At 32.1% G+C, this 22,097-nt stretch carries 18 protein-coding genes; 13 read left to right on the top strand and 5 right to left on the bottom strand.

Going from position 1 to position 22,097, the window contains the following annotated elements; all coding sequences use genetic code 11:
• Nucleotides 1-6: 6 nt before the first annotated feature.
• From lpxA to ACRHOC_RS06200, 4 genes are read right to left on the bottom strand one after another with little or no spacing between them, the layout of a single operon-like run.
• A complete protein-coding gene (gene lpxA, locus ACRHOC_RS06215; protein ID WP_431157722.1) occupies nt 7-792 on the bottom strand; it encodes an acyl-ACP--UDP-N-acetylglucosamine O-acyltransferase in 786 nt (261 codons plus the stop codon).
• Nucleotide 793: 1 nt separating this feature from the next.
• Nucleotides 794-2,200: a bifunctional UDP-3-O-[3-hydroxymyristoyl] N-acetylglucosamine deacetylase/3-hydroxyacyl-ACP dehydratase gene (locus ACRHOC_RS06210; RefSeq protein ID WP_431157721.1), complete on the bottom strand. Its 1,407-nt coding sequence runs from the start codon at nt 2,198-2,200 to the stop codon at nt 794-796.
• Nucleotides 2,187-3,215: a UDP-3-O-(3-hydroxymyristoyl)glucosamine N-acyltransferase gene (lpxD, locus tag ACRHOC_RS06205; protein ID WP_431157720.1), complete on the bottom strand. Its 1,029-nt coding sequence runs from the start codon at nt 3,213-3,215 to the stop codon at nt 2,187-2,189. The genes ACRHOC_RS06210 and lpxD overlap by 14 nt, the downstream gene beginning before the upstream one ends.
• Nucleotides 3,216-3,263: 48 nt before the next feature.
• Entirely contained in the window at nt 3,264-4,367 is a 1,104-nt protein-coding gene (locus ACRHOC_RS06200; protein ID WP_431157719.1) for an HD domain-containing protein, read from the bottom strand.
• 167 nt (nt 4,368-4,534) lie between these two features.
• Between ACRHOC_RS06200 and ACRHOC_RS06195 the strand changes: the two genes are divergently transcribed.
• From ACRHOC_RS06195 to ACRHOC_RS06145, 11 genes are all read left to right on the top strand, one after another.
• Nucleotides 4,535-6,082, top strand: a complete 1,548-nt coding sequence (locus ACRHOC_RS06195; RefSeq protein ID WP_431157718.1) for a PglZ domain-containing protein — start codon at nt 4,535-4,537, stop codon at nt 6,080-6,082.
• A 98-nt stretch (nt 6,083-6,180) separates the two neighbouring features.
• Nucleotides 6,181-6,645 (top strand): tRNA (adenosine(37)-N6)-threonylcarbamoyltransferase complex ATPase subunit type 1 TsaE, encoded by a 465-nt coding sequence (tsaE, locus tag ACRHOC_RS06190; protein ID WP_431157717.1) that lies wholly within the window; start codon nt 6,181-6,183, stop codon nt 6,643-6,645.
• Between the two features lie 242 nt (nt 6,646-6,887).
• The gene (locus tag ACRHOC_RS06185) at nt 6,888-7,442 is read left to right on the top strand and encodes a hypothetical protein (protein ID WP_431157716.1); all 555 of its coding nucleotides are present in this window, start codon (nt 6,888-6,890) and stop codon (nt 7,440-7,442) included.
• A 68-nt stretch (nt 7,443-7,510) separates the two neighbouring features.
• Nucleotides 7,511-8,710 (top strand): alanine dehydrogenase, encoded by a 1,200-nt coding sequence (locus ACRHOC_RS06180; RefSeq protein ID WP_431157715.1) that lies wholly within the window; start codon nt 7,511-7,513, stop codon nt 8,708-8,710.
• Nucleotides 8,711-8,719: 9 nt separating this feature from the next.
• Complete coding sequence (locus ACRHOC_RS06175; RefSeq protein ID WP_431157714.1) at nt 8,720-9,097, top strand: hypothetical protein; 378 nt, start codon at nt 8,720-8,722, stop codon at nt 9,095-9,097.
• A gap of 80 nt (nt 9,098-9,177) precedes the next feature.
• Complete coding sequence (locus tag ACRHOC_RS06170) at nt 9,178-10,200, top strand: NAD-dependent epimerase (protein WP_431157713.1); 1,023 nt, start codon at nt 9,178-9,180, stop codon at nt 10,198-10,200.
• A gap of 92 nt (nt 10,201-10,292) precedes the next feature.
• A complete protein-coding gene (locus ACRHOC_RS06165; RefSeq protein WP_431157712.1) occupies nt 10,293-11,672 on the top strand; it encodes a nucleotide sugar dehydrogenase in 1,380 nt (459 codons plus the stop codon).
• A 161-nt stretch (nt 11,673-11,833) separates the two neighbouring features.
• Complete coding sequence (locus ACRHOC_RS06160; protein ID WP_431157711.1) at nt 11,834-13,330, top strand: AMP-binding protein; 1,497 nt, start codon at nt 11,834-11,836, stop codon at nt 13,328-13,330.
• Nucleotides 13,331-13,376: 46 nt separating this feature from the next.
• Nucleotides 13,377-13,616 carry an acyl carrier protein gene (locus ACRHOC_RS06155; protein ID WP_431157710.1) on the top strand — a complete coding sequence of 80 codons (240 nt, stop codon included), beginning with the start codon at nt 13,377-13,379 and terminating at the stop codon, nt 13,614-13,616.
• A 334-nt stretch (nt 13,617-13,950) separates the two neighbouring features.
• Nucleotides 13,951-15,072, top strand: a complete 1,122-nt coding sequence (locus ACRHOC_RS06150) for an MBOAT family O-acyltransferase (RefSeq protein ID WP_431157709.1) — start codon at nt 13,951-13,953, stop codon at nt 15,070-15,072.
• Between the two features lie 7 nt (nt 15,073-15,079).
• Complete coding sequence (locus ACRHOC_RS06145) at nt 15,080-15,976, top strand: hypothetical protein (protein WP_431157708.1); 897 nt, start codon at nt 15,080-15,082, stop codon at nt 15,974-15,976.
• A 182-nt stretch (nt 15,977-16,158) separates the two neighbouring features.
• Here ACRHOC_RS06145 and ACRHOC_RS06140 read toward each other — a convergent pair whose 3' ends face one another.
• Nucleotides 16,159-19,338 (bottom strand): Ig-like domain-containing protein, encoded by a 3,180-nt coding sequence (locus ACRHOC_RS06140; protein ID WP_431157707.1) that lies wholly within the window; start codon nt 19,336-19,338, stop codon nt 16,159-16,161.
• Nucleotides 19,339-19,715: 377 nt separating this feature from the next.
• Between ACRHOC_RS06140 and murJ the strand changes: the two genes are divergently transcribed.
• A complete protein-coding gene (murJ, locus tag ACRHOC_RS06135; RefSeq protein WP_431157706.1) occupies nt 19,716-20,993 on the top strand; it encodes a murein biosynthesis integral membrane protein MurJ in 1,278 nt (425 codons plus the stop codon).
• Nucleotides 20,983-22,053, top strand: a complete 1,071-nt coding sequence (locus ACRHOC_RS06130; protein ID WP_431157705.1) for a glycosyltransferase family 4 protein — start codon at nt 20,983-20,985, stop codon at nt 22,051-22,053. The genes murJ and ACRHOC_RS06130 overlap by 11 nt, the downstream gene beginning before the upstream one ends.
• Nucleotides 22,054-22,097 lie beyond the last annotated feature (44 nt).

Below are 22,097 nucleotides of genomic sequence, written 5' to 3'. Positions count from 1 at the left end.
AAAATATTAATTTGATTTAAAATACCCTTTCATTATTCCTCTATGAGAATTCTTGATGAATTGCAATATTTCATCACGCTCTGGAGTTGCCTCCATCTCGGCTTCAATAATCTCTGAGGCTTGGGTATTGTTATAATTTTTCTGATATAGAATTCTAAAAATATTCTGTATTTCTCTAATTTTTTCGGTACTAAATCCTCTGCGTCTTAATCCAACTGAATTTATACCAACATAAGATAGAGGCTCACGTGCCGCTTTTACATAAGGTGGTACATCTTTACGCACCAAAGAACCTCCTGTAACAAAAGCATGATTGCCAATTGAACAAAATTGATGAACAGCTGTCATACCAGCAAGTACCACATAATCTCCAACCGTTATATGACCAGCAAGCGTACTGTTATTTGAAAAAATACAATTATTCCCTACAACACAATCGTGAGCAATATGACAATAAGCCATAATCAGACAATTACTACCAATTACTGTTTTCATTTTATCGGTTGTACCTCTATTGATGGTAACGCATTCTCTAATAGTTACATTATTACCAATTTCAACTGTGGTATCCTCATCATTATATTTTAAATCCTGCGGTACAGCTGAGATAACTGCTCCCGGGAAAATATTACAATTTTTACCGATACGCGCACCTTCCATAATGGTAACATTACTACCAATCCATGTACCTTCTCCAATTTTTACGTTATTGTGAATAGTTGTAAAGGGCTCAATTACTACATTCTTGGCAATTTTTGCTCCAGGATGTACATATGCTAATGGTTGGTTCATGTTATTTTACTTTTGAAATTTGAGCCATTAATTCTGCTTCGGCACATAGCTTACCATTGGTATAGGCATACCCTTGCATATGGCATATTCCTCTTCGAATAGGTGTTATCAATTCACATTTAAATATTAACGTATCACCAGGAACAACTTTCTGTTTAAACTTAACGTTGTCCATCTTCATGAAAAACGTCAGATAGTTTTCAGGATCAGGCACTGTACTAAGTACTAAGATACCACCTGTTTGTGCCATGGCCTCAACAATTAAAACTCCAGGCATCACAGGTGCACCTGGGAAATGACCTCTAAAAAATTCCTCATTCATCGTTACGTTCTTCATTCCGATGACATGATTATCTGTTAGCTCATAAACCTTATCTAATAGCAAGAAAGGTTGTCTATGAGGTAACATATTCATAATTTGATTAACATCCATTAAAGGTGGCGCATTCAAGTCTACTTGAGGGACATTATTTCGCCTTTCATTCTTAATGAGTTTGGATATTTTCTTTGCAAATTGTGTATTAACAAAGTGTCCAGGTTTATTTGCGATAACCTTACCTCTAATTTTAGTGCCAATCAAAGCCAAATCACCTATTACATCCAGTAATTTATGACGTGCTGCTTCGTTGGGATAGTGTAATGTTAAGTTATCTAATATACCGTTCGGCTTTACTGCGATATTATCTTTTTTGAAGGCAACCTTCAACTTCTCCATGGTGTCGTTAGAAAGTTCCTTATCGACATACACAATAGCATTGTTAAGGTCACCGCCTTTAATTAGGCCATGCTCCAATAGCATCTCGAGTTCGTGCAGAAAACTAAAGGTTCTCGCATCTGCAATCTCAGTCTTAAATTCAGATACGTTGTTCATAGTAGCATTTTGAGTTCCAAGAACTTTAGTACCAAAATCTACCATCGTTGTAACCTGATAAGTTTTTGAGGGCATTAATAAAATTTCGCTACCAGATTCTTCATCTGAATACGATACAACCTGTGTTACTTCATACTCCTCTCTAAATGCATTCTGTTCAACAATACCAGCTTTCTCAAGAGCTTCTATAAAAAATTTGGAAGACCCATCCATAATTGGAGGTTCAGAAGCATTAAGCTCTATAATTGCATTATCAATATCGAGACCAACCAATGCCGCTAAAACATGCTCACAAGTTTGAATAGTAACACCATTTTTTTCTAAGCAGGTACCACGTTGTGTATTGGTTACGTAATTAGCATCTGCCTCAATTTTTGGGCAACCTTCTAAATCAATTCTTTCAAAGATAAAACCAGAATTTTCAAGACCTGGTTTAAACACTAAAGTAACATCAGTGCCTGTATGAAGACCAACACCATTAAGTGTTACTTCATTTTTTATAGTTTTTTGTTTTATCTCTGTCTTAATTATCGCCATCGATTTTCTTTTCTAAATCGTTAATATTTTTGACAATTTTTGGTAAGTTTTTAAAATAGACATAGGACTTGTTATAGTCTCCATAAGTTAATGCCGGCGAACCTTGTAAGACCTCATTGTCTTTAACATGCCTACCAATACCAGATTGAGCTTGTATTTTCACATTGTTACCTATTGTAATGTGACCCACAATACCAACTTGACCCCCAATTTGGCAATTCTCTCCAATCTTGGTAGAACCGGCAACTCCTGTTTGAGCCGCAATCACCGTATTCTTACCTATTTCTACATTATGTGCTATTTGAATCTGATTATCGAGTTTAACACCCTTTCTTATAATCGTTGATCCAAGTGTCGCTCTATCTATGGTCGTACCAGCACCAATATCAACATTATCTTCAAGTATAACATTTCCTATTTGAGGTACTTTAGAATATTCTCCCTTTTCATTTGGAGCAAAACCAAATCCATCTGCTCCAATGATAGCGCCTGAATTAATGACACAACTATTACCAACAACACATTCTGAATAAACCTTTGCACCAGAAAATAATATTGTATTGTCACCTAATACTACATTAGCTCCCACATACGCGTTTGGATAAATTTTTACATTATTACCAATCTTAACATTATCACCCACATAAGCAAAAGCACCAACGTAGCAGTTTTCTCCTAATTGAGCTGAATCTGAAATAAAACTAGGCTGTTCAATTCCAGATTTATTCAATTTAATTTGGTTGTAATATTCGAGTAATTTGGTAAATGCACCATAAGCATCGTCAACCTTTATAAGGGTAGTTGAGAGTTCTTCTTCAGGTTGAAAATCAGAATTTACAATAGTTATTGAAGCTTTAGTAGAATATATGTAAGGTTTGTATTTAGGATTGGCCAAAAAGGTTAAAGCTCCTTTTTTACCCTCTTCTATCTTAGCCAGTTGGGAAACTTCTACTGATGGGTCTCCTACTACTTGACCTTCCAATATACCTGCAATTTGTTCTGCCGTAAACTTCAATTAAATAATTCTATAGTTTAGATGTGGTGCAAAAATAGAAAAAATGTCTCACATTTTCCTTTTGGAATAACATATATAATATTGTGTAATAGGTTTACTCAGCGCCTTTAAATTTAATTGATTCGCGACCTTAGTAACATCTTTGATCTTACCAGATTTATATAACACATTAATGTTATCCTTTTTATTATTGTAGGCTTGATTAGTAATTGAACCTGTAAAAACAAAATAAGACGCTTCTTTTTCTGTGATATTGTACTTGTCCATTAAAAAAGTTAAATGTTCTGACAATTCCTTTTGATTTATTGGTTTGTCTTTAAATTTAATTTTCAGCAAGTCGCGATTAATAATCATATCACACAAATTACTCAAAACAAAATCATTGTGATATTGCCAGTCTTTCATGGCCGATAAAATATCAATATCATCCAACTTAGAAAAAATCTCTAAGGTTTTATCATCAAAATTAGTGTTATCGATTTCATTAATTAAAAAATAGAATAATGCTTCGCTACACTTCAGTCTTTCTCCTGATTTTACAAGCTCTTTTGCACGTTTTAAGGTTCTAGTTAGTAATTGCTCTGCAACTAATCCTGTCTTATGTAGATAAACCTGCCAATACATAAAGCGCCTTGCAATTAGAAACTTCTCAATACTATAAATACCTTTTTCTTCAACCACCAATTTATCATCAACAACATTGAGCATGGTTATAAGGCGCTCACTATTGACATTTCCTTCTGCCACTCCAGTGTAGAAACTATCACGTTTTAAATAGTCTGCTCGGTCCATATCAAGTTGGCTCGAAATTAGTTGACACATAAACTTTCGCTTATATTCCCCTTTAAAAATAGAAATGGCAAGCGTTAAACTTCCGTTAAACTCAAGGTTTAGCTTTTCCATGAATTGAAGCGATATGTCCTCGTGCATTATATCGCTAACTAGACTATGTTCCATGGCATGAGAGAATGGTCCATGTCCAATATCATGTAACAAAATCGCTATTAATAAGGCATTTTCTTCTTCCTCGTTAATTTCTATACCCTTGAAACGCAATACATTGACAGCTTTTTGCATTAAATGCATGCTTCCCAACGCATGATGAAACCTTGTGTGATGTGCGCCTGGATAGACTAAATAAGACAAACCCATCTGTGTAATTCTTCTTAATCTTTGAAAGTACCTGTGCTCAATGAGATCAAAAATTAAAGAGTTTGGAATAGTAATAAATCCGTAAATTGGATCGTTAAATATTTTGAGCTTATTCTTAATAATTCAGCGTATTTATTTCATTAATTAAAAAACAAATATACACGAACATGATAAATATTCTTTGGGTTGATGACGAAATAGATTTACTAAAACCACACATCTTATTTCTTGAACAAAGAGAATATAAGGTTTCCACTTGCCAAAGTGGTACAGAAGCCTTAGAAATAATTAATGACACAAACTTTGATATTGTTTTCTTGGATGAAAATATGCCAGGATTAACAGGATTAGAAACCCTAAATGAAATAAAAGAACGACGCGCTAATCTTCCAGTGGTAATGATTACTAAAAGTGAGGAAGAATACATTATGGAAGAAGCCATTGGTAGTAAAATAGCCGATTACCTTATTAAACCGGTTAATCCAAATCAAATACTATTAAGTCTTAAAAAGAATTTAGATCACTCTAGACTAGTATCAGAAAAAACAACCTCCAACTATCAGCAGGAGTTTAGAAAAATTGCCATGGATTTAGCCTTGGTGAACAATTACGAGGAATGGGTAGACTTATATCAAAAACTTATTTATTGGGAATTGCAATTAGAAGATATTGAAGATATTGGTATGACAGATATTCTTGAATCTCAAAAATCTGAAGCCAACACTCAATTTGGAAAGTTTATTGAGAAAAATTATGCTAACTGGTTCAAACCGCATTCGGACGCTCCTATTATGTCACATACTTTATTCAAGGAAAAAGTTGTCCCTGAATTATCGGATAAACAACCGACTTTAATGGTAGTTATAGATAATTTAAGGTATGATCAATGGAAAGCCTTTGAGCCTATTGTGAATAATTATTATAAGAAAACCTCAGAACATTCATTTTTTTCCATCCTACCAACAGCGACTCAATATGCAAGAAATGCCATATTTTCTGGATTAATGCCGTCGGACATGGAAAAACTATTTCCTCAGTATTGGAAAAACGATACAGATGAAGGTGGTAAAAACTTACATGAAGGAGATTTCTTGAGAGAACAAATAAAGCGTTTAGGACTTAATCATCTTAGCTATGAATATCATAAGATTACCAATCTTAAATCTGGCAAAAAACTAGTTGATAATTTTAAATCTCTTAAGGAAAATGATCTAACAGTTGTAGTGTATAATTTTGTTGATATGCTCTCCCATGCTAAAACCGAAATGGAAGTTGTAAAAGAACTCGCTTCTAACGATAAGGCTTACCGTTCACTAACAGTAAGTTGGTTTAAGAACTCGCCTTTACTAGAGATGATTCAATTATCACAACAATTAGGTTTTAAATTAATTCTAACGACAGACCACGGAACCATTAATGTTAAAGCACCTTCGAAGGTCATAGGAGATAGAGATACAAGTTTAAATTTAAGATATAAAACAGGTCGAAGTTTAACCTACCAAGGTAAAGACGTCATTGCAATAAAGAACCCAAAGGAAGTGCACCTGCCTGCCTTAACTATGAGCAGTTCGTTTGTTTTTGCAAAAGGCGATCTATTTTTGGCTTATCCGAATAACTTTAATCATTATGTAAGCTACTACAGAAACACCTATCAACATGGTGGTGTTTCACTCGAAGAAATGATTATTCCTTTTGTAGTTTTGGATCCGAAATAAATCCGTTAAAAGCACATTTATCCGATGAAATGCACTTTTTTCTAGGTTTTATCAAAATTAATAGCTATTATTGCTGTTCAATATCGTAGCAAAAATAGGTGCAGACCCTAGAAATTAAATATCGATTAGAAGACTTAGCTGAAGTATCAAAGGACTTACTACAACATTTTGATAGCAAAACTATTCTGTTCTATGGTGATATGGGCGTTGGCAAAACCACACTAATCAGTGCTTTATTAAAAGCCTTAGGAAGTAGTGATGTTGCCTCTAGTCCAACTTTTTCTATTGTTAACGAATATAAAACTCCTAAAGATAAAGTTTATCATTTTGATCTCTTTAGGATAGAAAGTATTGATGACGCCTTTAATTTTGGCATTGAAGATTATTTATATACAGATAATTGGATTTTTATTGAATGGCCAGGACGCATAGAAGGCCTATTGCCCGATAATGCATGTGCCATTACTATTATTGAATTAGACAATCAGTCAAGATCCCTCAAATTGACCATGAATAATAGAAGTTTAACCGAAAATAATGCCATGACAGTACCTAAACTTTAAACAAGTTTACCCAACATTTCAAAGAAGATAGTGATCCAATTACGGAAAAACCGTAACTCGAACCTCAAAATAACTAGGTTTTTAACATATAGTCATTTTCACAGGCTATTTTACTACTCTAAATTTGTAGTAATTAATTAATTAAATCCCTAGTATTATGAAAACTAAAAAACTAGTTTTAGCGATTGCGATCTTCGGAGGAATGTTATTCACTGTTCAAGCAGCTAACATTATCGACATAGATGAGCAAGTTACAACACAAGTTGACAAAACAAAACTTAAGCCACCAACACACGGATAAAAAGGCTTATAATCGCAAAATCTTAACTGGGAGTATCCTAGCTACTTTAATAGCTGGTACTCCCTTTTTGTTTTATTTGTATGAGTATGTTCCAGATGTAAAAGTATGGGAAACCTACTTTTTCACCTACCATAGTAATCATTATGAAAGTGCAAATACTGGTATTTGGGTTTTGATGATGAAGTTTGTGCCATTATTCTTATCTCTAATTTGGTTTTTTACTTGCAAACATTGGTGGTATCATGCATTATTAATTCCAATAGTTATGTTTTCATTTCAAACCTTAAGCGCCCTAAATGATGAGAATAAGTACATGGATGAATTACATATTATTTGGCTCCTACCATTTATGGCAATTGTCATACCGTCAATCTACCTAATCAGAGCCAAGATGTTCGACAAGATAAATGATCATGACAAAACCATGGAAGAACTTGAGGAGGAGTTTATGATAAAACCAAAATCTTTTTGGGGAAAGGTGAGCCAGTATTTCTAGAATTAATTATTTGTAACATTTAAGTGAGTTTCACTATCTTGCATTAAGATCACTATTAACTAACTTACATGAGCAAGTCTTTAACTCCATTTACAAAGGCTCAATTATTACCACAAGAAGAAACCCTAGAAATTCTTAAGCAAAAAGGTGAATTATTTATAGGTATCCCTAAGGAAACCCATTTTCAAGAAAAACGTGTCTGTTTAACTCCAGATGCCATCTCTGCTTTAACAGCCAACGGTCATCGTGTACTTTTAGAATCTGGTGCTGGTGAAGGCGCAAAATTTAAAGACAAAGATTACTCCGAAGCTGGTGCGGAGTTCACAAAAGATAAATCTAAAGTTTACTCCTGCCCTATTATTCTTAAAGTTGAGCCACCTTCTTTAGATGAGATTGAACTCATTAATCCACAAACCATTTTAATTTCTGCGCTTCAGATGAAGACTCAAAGCAAAGCCTATTTTGAAGCTTTGGCTAAAAAAAGAGTAACTGCTCTGGCATTTGAGTTTATAAAAGATGAAGATGGTGCCTACCCAGCGGTAAGGTCCCTCAGTGAAATTGCAGGTACAGCCTCTATTTTAATTGCTTCAGAACTATTATCTAACGTAAATGGTGGTAATGGTTTAATGATGGGAAACATAAATGGTGTGCCTCCAACTGAAGTAGTCATTTTAGGTGCTGGCACTGTCGGAGAATTTGCTGCACGTTCTGCTATTGGTCTAGGTGCTAATGTAAAAATATTTGATAGTTCAATAACTAAGTTGAGATGTGTGCAGACTAATCTTGGTCAGAATGTTTACACCTCTACCATGCAACCAAAAAATTTATTAAAAGCCTTAAAGCGTTGTGATGTCGCTATTGGTGCAGTTCGTGGCACCAACCGTTCTCCTGTTGTTGTAACAGAAACCATGGTTGACCATATGAAGAATGGTTCTATTATTATTGATGTAAGTATTGATATGGGTGGATGTTTTGAAACCAGTGAGGTGACAACCCACGACCATCCTACTTTTGAGCATAGTGGCGTTATACATTATTGTGTTCCAAATATTCCGGCACGATATTCAAGAACAGCTTCCGTGTCTATTAGTAACATATTTACGCCTTATCTATTACAAATTGGTGAATATGGTGGATTAGAAAATGCATTACGTTTTGATCGTGGTTTAAAAAGTGGATTGTATTTTTACCATGGAATTTTAACCAATAAATCAGTAGCCGATTGGTATGACCTGGATTACAATGACGCTAATCTTCTTATATTTTAAAATAGGCTTATGAAATTTATCCATCGACTAGGATATTACCTCGGAGGCTTTGCCATTGGACTCATTATACTCATGTTTTTTCTTGGTGGTAAAAAGGCCTCATGCGATTATGGTCCAAATGCAAGAACAGTAAAGAATATTAGCTCAAAACCACTTGCGTATTCTGATAGTGCACAAAATTTTATTGAAAAGAATAAGTTAGATTCTACAATCGTAAAGGATCTTATCCGTTATGGAGATGTAGATTTCTCAAAAAGTCAGACTAATTTGGATTCATGTAATATTTATCATATATCTAACATTTTCAAAGATTTAGAGATGCAATTAATCGTTAAAAATTGTGAATCGCGGTCGAAGATTTTATCAATGAGCTATGTTAACGAATAAATTGATGTTTTCGTAGTATATATATTAATGATTAAAATATATTCGCAATATTTGAGCCCAAATCTAAAATCTACCATTTAATGAAAATACTTGTAACAGGAGCCGCTGGTTTTATAGGCTTTTTTACTTCAAAGGTATTGGCCGAGAAAGGCCATGACGTTATTGGTTTAGATAACATCAACGATTACTACGATGTCAACTTAAAATATTCTAGACTTCAAGAATTAGGAATTAATAGAACTCACGCTGAACAGTTTAACAAACTATCGAAAAGTGATAAATATAGCTTTTCATTTGTAAGAATGAATTTAGAAGATCGTGAAAGTCTTCCTGAATTATTCCAAAAAGAAGGCTTTGATATTGTTTGTAATTTGGCAGCACAGGCTGGTGTAAGATATAGTTTAGAAAATCCAGAAACTTATGTAGACTCTAATCTCGTAGGTTTTCTAAATATTCTCGAGTGTTGTAGACACAATAAAATTAAACACTTAGTTTATGCTAGTAGCTCAAGTGTATATGGTCTAAATAAGAAAATTCCATTTTCTACTGACGATAATGTAGATTATCCAATAAGTTTATACGCAGCCACGAAAAAAAGCAATGAATTAATGGCTCATACCTACAGTCATTTATTTAATTTTTCTACAACAGGACTTAGATTTTTTACAGTATATGGTCCTTGGGGAAGGCCTGACATGGCAATGTTCCTTTTTACAGATGCAATTATAAATGATAGGCCAATTAAAGTCTTTAATCATGGTAAGATGGAGCGAGATTTTACCTTTGTTGATGATATTGTAGAAGGTGTTGTGCGAATTTGTGAATCTAAATTAGAGCATAGGAAGAAAAATAATCAATTATATAAAGTCTACAATATCGGAAACGACAATTCAGTTAAATTGCTAGATTTTATTAAAGAAATCGAATTAAATTTAAATAAAACTGCTGAGAAGATAATGCTACCTATACAACCTGGTGATGTCGAAAAAACATGGGCAGATGTAGAAGCTCTTATTAACGACTTTGACTATAGCCCAAATACATCGATACAAATAGGTGTTAAAGCTTTTATTGACTGGTTTAAATCTTACTATAAAAATTAACGCAAACTTAGAATTTAATAAACTTCAAACGAGACATATTGGTGAATACAATTTTTAAAAATTATTTACCATAAAATCTAAAATAAAATAGAATGAAAATTAATAAAATATGTTGCATCGGAGCCGGTTACGTAGGAGGCCCTACAATGGCTGTTATTGCCAAAATGAATCCAAATATTCAGGTAACAATTGTAGACATTAATCAGGAAAGAATTGACGCTTGGAATGATGAAGATGTATCTAAATTACCTATTTATGAGCCTGGATTAGCTGAAATAGTTGAAGAAACTCGTGGTAAGAACTTGCATTTTTCAACTAATATTGAGAAAGCTATTGATGAGTCCGAAATGATTTTTATTTCAGTTAATACACCTACAAAGACCTATGGTAAAGGTAAAGGTATGGCGGCCGACTTAAAATATGTTGAGTTGTGTGCACGTAACATTGCGGACGTTGCTAAAACAGATAAAATTGTAGTTGAAAAATCAACCTTACCAGTAAGAACGGCTGAAGCCATAAAAAGTATTTTGCATAATACTGGAAACGATGTTAAATTTTCAATACTCTCAAATCCAGAATTTTTAGCTGAAGGTACTGCAATTCAAGACTTGTTAGCACCAGACCGAGTGTTAATTGGTGGTGAATCTGAAGAAACGATTGATGCACTAGCAAACATCTATGGAAGTTGGGTGCCCCAAGAACAAATTCTCAGAACTAATGTTTGGTCTTCTGAATTGTCTAAACTAACGGCAAATGCATTTTTAGCACAAAGAATTTCATCTATAAACGCTATTTCTGAATTGTGCGAACGTACCGAAGCAAATGTTACTGAGGTTGCAAAAGCGATAGGAATGGATTCTAGGATTGGTCCAAAGTTTTTAAACGCGTCTATTGGATTTGGAGGCTCATGTTTTCAAAAAGATATTTTAAATTTAGTCTATATAGCGCGTAGTTACGGTTTGAATGAAGTTGCAGATTATTGGGAACAGGTAATCATATTAAACGATCATCAAAAAAGAAGATTTTCAGATAATCTAATCAGTACACTTTATAATACGGTTTCTGGTAAAAAAATTGCGATGTTAGGTTGGGCGTTCAAAAAAGACACTAATGACACAAGAGAATCGGCTGCCATTTATGTTGCAGATCATTTGTTGAGTGAACAGGCAAATATTGCAGTATATGATCCTAAAGTTCCAGGTAAAAAAGTCTATGATGATTTAAATTATCTTCAAACTCGCAGTGATGAAGAAAATAGATCCTTTGTTGAAACCCATGATGATCCATATGAAGCCGTTAAAGATGCCCATGCTATCGCTATAATGACAGAATGGGATGAATTTAAATCTTATGATTGGAAAAAGATTTTCAATACCATGAAGAAACCAGCTTTCATATTCGATGGTAGAAATATCTTAAACCCAGAAGAAATGAAGAGAATTGGCTTTGAATATTCATCGATAGGAAAATAGCATTTCATCCTTTATACATAAATCATTGTTTTATAAGATATTATACATTTGAAGTTCATTACATACTGAATTATTATTAATTCATCGACTTTTTAAACCAAAATTTGTATCAAGATTTTTAAATTGTTTAATTTGACTGCAACCAATTCGACAAACCTATTATGTTTAGTAAAAGAATAATTGAAAAGTTTCTTTTCATCGCTAATCACTTTCCAAACAACAATGCCTTTTGTATTGATGATCACTTTTATACTTATAGTAATTTCCTAGAGTTAATTGGAAAACAAAGATCTCTTATTAACGACATATCTTTCGACGATAATAAAGTTGGATTAGTTGTAAATGATGACATATTTACCTATGCAAGTATTTTTGCTCTTTGGATGAGTGACATGGCATATGTACCCCTTCATCCTAAATTTCCTATTGAGCGAAATTATGAGATTATTGAACAAGCAAGTATAAAGAATGTACTTGACTCTTCTACAGATTCTGAGTTTGACTCAAATATGGTTATCAACAGTTCAAATTTAGATTCATTCGAAGTAAATCTTAATCATATAATAAATAATGATAATTCATTAGCTTATATTTTATTTACTTCTGGAAGTACTGGTAAACCTAAAGGAGTACAAATTACCTTTAAAAATTTAGATAATTTCGTAGATGCTTTTATGTCTACTGGTTTTAAAATCAATAAAAATGACAAATGTTTACAATGTTTTGACCTGACTTTTGATGTATCTGTTCAGTCATTTTTAGTGCCTCTAATTCATGGTGCATGTATATACACTGTTCCACATAATCAGATTAAATATAGTTATGTATATGGTTTGCTTGATGATCATGAATTGACATTTGGAATATTTGCACCAAGCATGATTAGAATGTTAGAACCCTACTTTGATGAAATTAATTTAAAGAAACTAAGGTACTGTATCCTGACAGCAGAAGCATCTCCTGTTGGGCTTGTTGAAAAGTGGTCGCATTGCATTCCAAACGCAAAAATTTTCAATTTTTATGGCCCAACAGAAGCGACAATATACTGTACTTCATACGAATATAGTCGTACAAATAAAAATAAGGAATCTAATGGAGTATTAGGAATAGGTAAACCTTTTAAAGGTATAGAAGCCATTATTTTGAATGAAGAATTTCAGCCTGTACCAATAGGTGAAAAAGGTGAAATGTATGTTGCTGGAAACCAAATAACAATGGGTTATTGGAATAACCCTGAATTAAACAAAAAAGTATTTAAAGAAATACTTATCGATGGTAAAAAAGCTAGATATTATAAAACAGGTGACTTATGCATGTTTGATAAAGATAACGATCTATTATATTATGGCAGAATTGATAACCAAGTGAAAATTCAAGGATTTAGAATTGAATTAGGTGAAATAGAGCATCATTCAAGAAACTCAATTAACGGTAAAAACGCTATTGCCTTTACTTTTTTAGGAGAAACTGGAGCGAATGAAATCGCAATTTGCCTAGAAGACAAAAACCCTAACAAAGAAGAAATATTAAACTACTTGAAAAATAAACTCCCACATTATATGGTTCCCACTAAAATTTATCATTTAGATTCATTTCCTTTAAACACAAGTGATAAAGTTGACAAAAAGAAAATCATTAAACTTGTTCATAAAGGTTGAAACTCAGATAAATTAAAAACTTTTAAAATCTAATTAAATTACACTAATGGAAACAGAACAAATCAATAGTACACTCACTGAAATATTTCGCAAAACCTTTAAAAGTGAAACTTTAGACTTATCCAATTCACTCACCGCATCAGATGTTGACGGATGGGATTCTCTAACACACATGATTTTAATTACAGAAATTGAAAATACATTTGGTTTAAAATTTAAACTAAAAGATTTAAATAAAATGAAGAATGTTGGTGTTCTAATAGATATTATTCAATCTAAATTATAATAGTCAATAGAACAAATTTATAATGACTTTTACATCATTAAATTTTTTATTTTTTTTTCCAATAGCAATAATCATTGTATTTCTTACTCCAAAGAAATATAGATGGTTGAGCTTGCTTATTATTAGTTATGGGTTTTACTTTAACATAGAACCTGTATTTGGTGTATTATGTATTTTCATAACATTATCTACTTTTGTAAATACAATACAAATTACTAGGTCAAAAACTGAAAAAAGGCAGAAGTTCTTTTTATACCTAAATGTTTCTTTAATATTATTACCACTTTTTTTATTTAAATATTTTGAGCCCATTAATAATTTTATTTATGAAATAATGGCTCAAAATAATTTAAGATGGGTTCTGCCTAAAATATCATTTTTACTTCCAGTAGGTATTTCCTATTATACATTTATGGCTATTGGTTATACCATAGATGTATACAATGAAGAAATTGAGGTGGAAAAAAATATTGGTGTTTTAGGTTTGTTTATTTCCTTTTTTCCTTTAATCCTATCAGGCCCTATAGAAAGAGCAAATAACTTAATACCACAGTTTAGAAATAATATTCTTTTGAAACCAGAGAATGTGAAAAAAGGACTAAAGCTTATGCTTTGGGGTTATTTTATGAAACTTGTTGTTGCCGATAGACTAGCTATTTATATTGATGTAGTGTTTGAGAATTTGCAAAACCACAATGGTAACACTATATTATTGGCTACTTTATTATATCCAATACAAGTCTACGGAGATCTTGGTGGATATTCTTTACTCGCTATAGGAGTCGCTAAAATATTAGGTATTGATGTAATGTCAAACTTTAATCGACCTTTTTTCTCAACTTCCATGGCAGAATTTTGGAGAAGATGGCATATCTCACTTATTAAATGGCTTACTGATTATGTATATACACCATTAGCATTTTCATTTAGGTCATTAAAACTTAAAGGAATAATCTTAGCATTAATGGTCACCTTTATTTTAAGTGGTTTATGGCATGAAGGTACCATTAACTTCTTTATTTGGGGTGTTATACAAGGTGCTTATTTAAGTTTTGAAGCTAGCATTAACACTAAGAGAATTAAGCTTGAGACTAAATACAATTTAAAACAAAATATACTATATGTATCTTTCTTTATATGTTTTACCTATTTATTATTTGCTTTCTCGGAAGTTTTTGGAAGATCAAACTCAATTAACGATTCACTATTAGCTTTTGAGAAAATAATTTTAGATAAAGGCATTTTGTTTTTAGACAAAACCACTTTAACTTATGGTTTAATTGGAGCATCAATTTTGCTATTAAGTGATTTTAAAGCTGAATATTTTCCTAACAAATTCCGTACGTTTGATAGCCCTTATATTACAATAAGATGGTTTTCCTATATTACCATTACCCTTTTAATTTTATGGATTGGTATTTTAAATGGTGGCCAATTTATATATTTCAAATTTTAGTAGAATTATGAAAATATTTACTGCGAAACTTCTTTTGTTTTTAACCATTGTTTTTCTTGCCGATCAGACATTAGGATACTTAATCGGATACTTCCATTCAAAAACAAATAATATTAATTTACAAAATGCTAATTATGGTTTTTCTGGTAAAGTAGATGAAGATATATTATTTTTCGGGGCCTCAGAAGTATCACATACATTTATAAGTGAAAGAATTCTAAATCAAACTGGATATAAGGCCTTTAATTTAGCATCCGACGGTTGTGGTGTCTATTATCAGTTTCCATTATTAAAGACAATTGTTGATAAGAATATACCAAAAGTTGTTTTAATTAGTTCTCACCAATTAACTTTAAATGAAACAGACTATATTACAAGAATATATCCTTATTATGATAATAATGAGTTTGTGAAAGAGGTTGTCGATGAATTATCGCCGAAAGATAGTTTAAAACTTATATTAGATGGTTATAAATTTAATTCTCAAATAATCAGAATATTCGATGATAGAAATACAAATTTGAAAGGATATGTCCCATTAGAAATTAAAGATATTAAAAAAGGAAGTGAGTTAAAAAAGATTAAAGATGGTGTAAGTTTTGAAGTTAAAAATGAGACTGAAACCTATTTCAAGAAGTTTATTGAATATGCATCAAGTAAAGGTATTATAACTTATGTATATATTCCTCCAAAACTTGAAAATATTGACCCAGTTTATAAAAAAACAATTTACAAGTTAGTTTCTGGAAGTGGTGCTAAAGTAATAGACTTTTCAATGGATACAACTTTAGTAAAAGAAGATTCAAAGTACTTTAATGATGTCATTCACCTTAATCATTTAGGCGCACAAATCTTAACAGATAAGTTTATAGAAATACTTAAACAGGATATAGAGATAAAATAAAGGTATCTAAGAATTAGAAGTTATTTGACTGCGCGTATAGAATTAAGTTTTTTATAAACTTTATATTAACATCATAATATCATTAATATTTGCCATTGCGTTCTATATCTACTATTGATCTAAGCCTTACAAGTATATTTTAATTGACTAACCTACACAATTGGTATTTTAATATATAAACGTTATTGAACTATTAACTTTTTTGCTAAAGTTTTTTCCAGATTTTGAAATTGAACATAATATATACCTGGAATTAAATTACTCATATCAAACCTTGAAATAGAACTGACATTAGTACTTTCATTTTGAACACGCTTTTGATATATTAATTTCCCCATCATATCATAAATATAAATTCTTGCTAGATTCTCAATACCAGCAATTCTAACGTCAATATAATTAGACGTCGGATTAGGAAATATATCAAACGTAAAATCAAAGGGCTCATCCTCATTAATTGTTGGGTCTAGCTCTTCTATGCTTTCTTCACAATTTGAAATAACTGTTACTACAACAGAATCTTCATCAAAATCTAAAGCGTTAAATACAGTGACCGTGTATTGCGTAGTTTCAGTTGGTGAAACTTCAATTGATTGTGTAATCTCACCATTACTCCAAGCATATTCGTCGCCGCCAGTTGCTGTTAAAATCACAGTTTCTCCAAGACAGATCTCGACATCATCTCCTGCATCCGCTTCTACCTCAGGTATCACATTAACTACCACCTGTTTTTCATCATAGCACTCATTTATATAACCTCTAACCTCATATACAGTAGTTTGTGATGGACTAACAGCAATATTAGGTTGGGTCGCACCATTGTTCCATTCATAAGTATTTGCTCCAGTCGCAGATAGCGTCACAAAATCACCATTCAAAATATCAACCGAATCCCCATTAAGAATAACAACATTTGGATTTGGTTCTACAAATATTGTAATGGAATCAGTATCTTGTTGCGTACCACTCGTAACTGTAACAGAATAAGTTGATGTTGAAACTGGGTCAACCATAATAGTTTGAGTTGTTTCACCAGTATTCCAAAGATAAGTATCTCCACTGCCTGCATCTAAAATTATGCTTTCACCACTACCCTCACAAATTTGCTGATCATCACCTAAATCGACATTTAATAGAGGTTCGACGGTAACCGTTACATTTTCTGAGACTTCACATACTCCATTGGTACCTATTACATTATAAGTAGTAGTTTCTAATGGACTAACATTGATTGAACTTGTAGTTTCACCTGTACTCCATAAATAGGTATTTGCACCTGTAGCACTAAGTTCAATGTTTTCGCCTTCAACTATGGACACATCTTCACTCACTGTTAAATCTGGCAATGAATCTACAAAAACAGTGACTTCATCTATTTCCGTTGAATTACCGTCTGTGACAGTTAGTGTGTATGTGGTTGTAATAATTGGAGATACATTAATACTTTGAGTTGTCTCTCCTGTGCTCCACAAATAACTTGGTGCTTCTTCGGCTGTAAGCTGAATTTCTTGGCCCTCACAAATGGTTTGATCGTCACCAGCATTAGCAATTAATGGTAATGGAATAACCGTTATTTGCGAAGTAGCAGTGAAACCACCATCATTAGACACAAACCGAACCTCTACTGATCCTTCTGAATTTCCTGTTACTAAGCCGTTCGCATCTACAGAAGCAATAGCATCATTCTCGGAAGTCCAAACACCTGTTTGATCTGTAGTATTTACAGGTGTAAATTGAGTGTTTAACAATAATGTCTCTGAAACATTTATGGTTGCCACGTTCGGTGTCAGATCGACCCCTGTGGCCTCGACGTTTCCCAAAAACTCCGAATCAACTAAATTTAAATATTCTTCTAGATTTGTGTATCCATCATTATCAGAATCTGTATTTGCAGATGTAGATAAATCCGAAAAAGTTAAAATCTCCCAAGCATCTGGCATACCGTCCTTATCTGAATCAATATAAGGTTCTCCACTGTTTAACGATGGATATTTTTCAGCTAAAGTTGCCGGATATCTATAATCTGCAGTTGCAATTTCAGAATCTGAGGCTAGATTTTTATAAAAAGTATCTAAAGGATACTCATCTATAATTACGCCACCATTTTCATCTAAACGTTTATTATTACCAGATTTCAGAAGAACTTCATCATATAAATCATAAGGAGATAATTCAATAGGTGCCTCACCAATAAATGAAAATTTTGAAGGCGCCTTAACTACTTCAGGTAATGGATCATATTCAGGTAAATCACTAGATGCAAATATATCCCATATTCCTAGTTCATGATCATAATCTGGCGAACCGGTTTCATTGATACCATTTTCACTTACAATAACATGGTCTTCTGACCAAAGTGATGCTGGACCGTTATTTTTGAACTGAAGTCGCTGTTTAGCATATTGACGATTACCATATCTCACATAATAATTCAATATGTTCATTTTACCACTGCCGGTCATTGCGTTGAGGCGATTTGTCGGATTCTCAACATAAATATTTACATCATCAATTTGCATATCACCAAAACATGCACTATTTGGATATCTATAGCCACTATCAACGAAAGCTGTATTCAAAAAAGAATTTCCTCTTATTCCATCTACTCTATCGTCAGCTTCTGTCCAACATCCTAATAAAGCTCCTTTTACATTACCTCCTAAAAAACAGTTTTGAACTGTTACAGCTGTTATGGGGTTACCCGCTCCTATACCATTAGATCCTACTGAATCTGCTCTTCCGCTGATATCAAAACCTTCATCTCGGCCATAAAAAAAACTACAATGATCAAAAATTAAGTTTGAAACATAATGATCATATGTTACTCCATTTTTAATAATTGGTTCTGGAGTAATGGTTAATGCGTCACCATTTCCTCCTGTTATTCCTCCAAAATCATCTAAACGCTGTGTAAATGAGCAAAAGCGCCAAATTACATTTTCAATATCCATTATCTGAAAATAGTCTGTACTAAAGTTAATTTTACCAGGTGCAGTTTGACCAGCTATGGTCATATTTCCTTTAAATGATTTATTTTTAAAAGTTAATTGAGTCCAACTAGGAACTTCTATCGTGCCACTAACCTCAAAAACAATGTACTTAGACGGAATTTCTAACTCATAAAACAATTCATAGAAACTTCCACTGTAAGAATCTGTAGATTCATCATATTCATAATTGCCAGGTGGATTCCATTCTAAAGTGTTTACGATACAAACTTTTCCACCCCTCCCTCCAGTCGCATATGCTCCTGCACCTTTAGCCGAGGGAAATGCTAATTGCTGAGCACTAATTAATAAGCTAGTTAAGAGAAAAAACAATACAGCTATTGTTACGGTTAAAGTTGTTCTTGGGGCCTTCATTAACGGTTCTTTTAGATTTGGTTCCGAAATATATATGAAAAAATAGTTTAAATACAAATATTATCGATGTATGTTAGTATTTTGTCATTTTATTCGGTAATATGTAATTTTTTGTAAGTATTTTCTATTTTAATTCAAACTTACAATATAAATACGTTCGAAATGTCCTAAAAGATTATACGATTGAAAAAAATTAAAAAAAAATGTAGATAGACTAAGAAGTATAGTGTTTGAACAGAAAAATATATCAATCAATAAAAAATTTTCATCTTTGTCTGCCAAAATATAATTTATAAAATCTCTTGATAACAAATAAGATCATAGAATTAGTAAAAAACTATGTAAGAAAAGTTACAAAAAATGCAATTCTAAGGAATATGCTTATTGTTGCGTTTATCACTTTTTGTGTCAAGATTTTATCATTTTATAAAGAAACTGTAATTGCAGGTACGTATGGTCTTTCTGAACTCTTAGATACTTTTCTTGTTGCGATTTTGATTCCCACTTTTGTCCAAAGTGTTTTTATTAGTTCAATGAAGAATTTATTTATTCCAAATTATATAATTGAATTGAAACAAAATGGCGATAAGAAGAGTTTCCAAACTATAGTTTTCTTAATGACCTTAACGATTTCTGTAGTATCAATATTTATAACATTAATATCAATAGATCTATTCTTAGAATTGATTTTCCCAAACCATACAGACCTTTATTATGATTTAGTAAAAAGACAACTAAATATATTATTACCTTGTTTATTATTCTGGGGGATATCAAATGTTCTTAGTGGTTTACTAGAAATAGAAAATAAATTTCTAATATCAACATTTGCCGATGTCATTCCAATTATTACGATTATTTTATTTCTCTTTTTATATGAAGAATCATTAGTGGAAATGACTCTAGCATATGGTACTTTAACAGGTAGTTTTTTTGCCTTTGTATATCTTATATTATTCTCTAGAAAATTAATATGTATTGACTTCAAGGCTCCAAAAATAAATTCCAATTCTAAACAAATGTTGCGACAATTACCACCAAAAATATCATCTAGTTTTCTGTCCATTATGAATGAATTTATTGATCAATTTTTTGCTGGATCTCTTGTAGTTGGTTCAATTGCCGCTCTAAATTACGGGAATCGCATATCCGCGTTCAGCATTACCATTATAATAATGGCAATGGGTAATGTTTTGTTACCCCATTTTTCTAGATTGGTTAGCTTAAATCCAATTTATGCATTTAAATACCTATATAAAGTCTTGAAAATAGTCTTTTTTTCTAGCCTTGTTATAGTCGTAATTTTGATATTTGCGTCTGAAACCATAATAACATTATGGTTGGAACATGGAAATTTCAAAAGAAATGACACAATGAAAGTCACCTATATTCAACAAATACTGCTTTTCAGCGTCCCGTTTTATTTGTGTACACGCATTATTGTGAAATTTCTAACCAGTATAAATAAAAACAGGTTTATGGCTTGGATTTCATTATTTAATCTCTTGATTAATGTTTTATTAAATTTAATTTTAATAAAATATTATGGGGTATATGGATTAGCCTTAAGTACAACTTTTGTTTTAATTATTAGCGCATTTATTTATTTTTTATTTACACATAAGCAATTCAAAAAAATTAATTATGAAGATTGATTTTGTTATCAACTCACTAGTTCCAGGCGGAGCAGAAAAGGTTCTGATTCTTTTGGCAAATTATTTTGATGAAAAAGGGCATGAAGTAACGATTATCACTTTCAACGAACCAGAAATATTCAAGCCAAACAAAACAATAAAACGAGTTAGACTTCATCATGGTAAAATAAAAAATCATATGATTAGAAGTTATTTGAATTTAATTGGTCATTACTCAAAAAAATCACGAAGACCTGATATATTAATGTCCTACATGATACACACAAATTTAATTGCGACATTGGTAAGTAGGTTTTATAAGATTAAATTAATTGCAGCTGAACACACCAATCATCTGTCAGCCACGGATTTTATTGGCAGATTTACCCGAAAATACGCTTACAAATATGTTAATGCACTTACTGTCTTGACCAAATTTGATAGAGATTTCTATGAAAGCTTCGGGGTGAAGGCATTTTTAATGCCGAATCCAAGTACATTCAGTATATTTTATGAAGAAAAACGTAATAGAGAAAAAGTAATATTAGCCGTAAGTGTATTAGATAAGTATCACATTAAAGGATTTGATAACCTCATAGAATTAATTGCACCTATACTTAAGAAACACAAAGATTGGAAACTTAAGCTTGTTGGGGGTGGAACTAAAGGCACAAATTATATAAAAGAATTATGCCTGAAAAATGGTATTGAAAATTCAGTAATATTTGTTGGGTATTCTGATAATGTTGCTGAGATAATGCAAAAATCTGAAATTTATATAATGACCTCGAGAAGAGAAGGACTTCCAATGGTTTTAATAGAAGCGATGTCGCAAGGAATGACATGCATTTCATATAATTGCACAACTGGCCCCTCAGAAATAATAAATCATGACCATAATGGAATCTTAGTTGAGGATCAAAACCATGAACTTATGGCAGTAGAATTAGAAAAACTAATTGTTGATGAAGAAAAAAGAGAATTATTGGCACAAAATGCCACGAAATCTTTAGATCGATTTGAAATTGAAAAAATTTATAAGGATTATATGATAATTTTTGATAAATTAATTCACGGATAGTATTTAAATTCTTAATTAATTTTAAAAACTGAAAACATTAAAAC

Source organism: Winogradskyella poriferorum (assembly GCF_050618035.1).
GTDB classification, from domain to species: Bacteria; Bacteroidota; Bacteroidia; order Flavobacteriales; family Flavobacteriaceae; genus Winogradskyella; species Winogradskyella poriferorum_A.
This window is presented reverse-complemented; position numbering and strand designations above follow the sequence as displayed.

Coding starts and splice junctions, on each gene's coding strand:
- ACRHOC_RS06145 (WP_431157708.1), top strand. CDS start 15,080: ATGAAAATATTTACTGCGAAACTTCTTTTGTTTTTAACCATTGTTTTT.
- murJ (WP_431157706.1), top strand. CDS start 19,716: ATGCTTATTGTTGCGTTTATCACTTTTTGTGTCAAGATTTTATCATTT.
- ACRHOC_RS06210 (WP_431157721.1), bottom strand. CDS start 2,200: ATGGCGATAATTAAGACAGAGATAAAACAAAAAACTATAAAAAATGAA.
- ACRHOC_RS06130 (WP_431157705.1), top strand. CDS start 20,983: ATGAAGATTGATTTTGTTATCAACTCACTAGTTCCAGGCGGAGCAGAA.
- lpxA (WP_431157722.1), bottom strand. CDS start 792: ATGAACCAACCATTAGCATATGTACATCCTGGAGCAAAAATTGCCAAG.
- ACRHOC_RS06200 (WP_431157719.1), bottom strand. CDS start 4,367: ATGGGTTTGTCTTATTTAGTCTATCCAGGCGCACATCACACAAGGTTT.
- ACRHOC_RS06195 (WP_431157718.1), top strand. CDS start 4,535: ATGATAAATATTCTTTGGGTTGATGACGAAATAGATTTACTAAAACCA.
- ACRHOC_RS06150 (WP_431157709.1), top strand. CDS start 13,951: ATGGCTCAAAATAATTTAAGATGGGTTCTGCCTAAAATATCATTTTTA.
- ACRHOC_RS06140 (WP_431157707.1), bottom strand. CDS start 19,338: ATGAAGGCCCCAAGAACAACTTTAACCGTAACAATAGCTGTATTGTTT.
- ACRHOC_RS06155 (WP_431157710.1), top strand. CDS start 13,377: ATGGAAACAGAACAAATCAATAGTACACTCACTGAAATATTTCGCAAA.
- ACRHOC_RS06180 (WP_431157715.1), top strand. CDS start 7,511: ATGAGCAAGTCTTTAACTCCATTTACAAAGGCTCAATTATTACCACAA.
- ACRHOC_RS06165 (WP_431157712.1), top strand. CDS start 10,293: ATGAAAATTAATAAAATATGTTGCATCGGAGCCGGTTACGTAGGAGGC.
- ACRHOC_RS06175 (WP_431157714.1), top strand. CDS start 8,720: ATGAAATTTATCCATCGACTAGGATATTACCTCGGAGGCTTTGCCATT.
- ACRHOC_RS06170 (WP_431157713.1), top strand. CDS start 9,178: ATGAAAATACTTGTAACAGGAGCCGCTGGTTTTATAGGCTTTTTTACT.
- ACRHOC_RS06160 (WP_431157711.1), top strand. CDS start 11,834: ATGTTTAGTAAAAGAATAATTGAAAAGTTTCTTTTCATCGCTAATCAC.
- ACRHOC_RS06185 (WP_431157716.1), top strand. CDS start 6,888: ATGAGCAAGTTACAACACAAGTTGACAAAACAAAACTTAAGCCACCAA.